This window comes from Enterobacter sp. CGMCC 5087 (assembly GCF_003144775.1).
Lineage (GTDB): Bacteria > Pseudomonadota > Gammaproteobacteria > Enterobacterales > Enterobacteriaceae > Enterobacter > Enterobacter cloacae_M.
The window spans coordinates 1-513 of record NZ_QFXN01000174.1; the positions used below are offsets into that span (position 1 = coordinate 1).

The 513-nt window shown below is 56.5% G+C and carries 1 protein-coding gene; it reads left to right on the forward strand.

What is annotated here, in order from left to right; genetic code table 11:
- Window positions 1–450, forward strand: a 450-nt coding sequence (locus DEO48_RS15375) for a putative zinc ribbon protein (RefSeq protein ID WP_309136817.1), incomplete at its 5' end; no start/stop codon positions are given.
- Window positions 451–513 lie beyond the last annotated feature (63 nt).

A 513-nucleotide genomic window follows, 5' to 3' on the forward strand; every position in this document is an offset into this window, starting at 1 on the left:
TGTGGCTGGCAGCACACCGGAGGTGACGGTATGCGCATACTGAAATGCTATCTCGCGAATGATACCTCAGGTCGCTTTGTGACGGCGGATGATGCCGCGAGAGCGCCAGGCGGCGTATGGACCTGTGCGTCCTGTGGCTGCGTGCTGTACCTGCTGACGGGCTTTGGTGAGAAACCCTGGTTTGAGCACGACCAGCAGACGGTCGCTGAACATGTGCTGATGAACTGTGCGCATCTGGACCCGGAGGTCAAAGCTGAAGCCCGTCGCAGGAAACTGCGCTGCATCATCGGTGGGCTGGATGCGCCGGTGATGTCGTTTGCCTGGTACTGCGCGTGGTGTGGCAGTCATTATCAGGGCGTGAAGTATTGTGCCCAGTGCCTGACCGGCATTTACAGCATCGAAGAAGCGCACTGGCGGATGAATTACTGCTGCAACACTCTCCCCGGATAAGTCCTGTACTCACCTTCTGTATCAGATAGTTACCGTGTGACCTGAATCAACAAAAGAGAACCT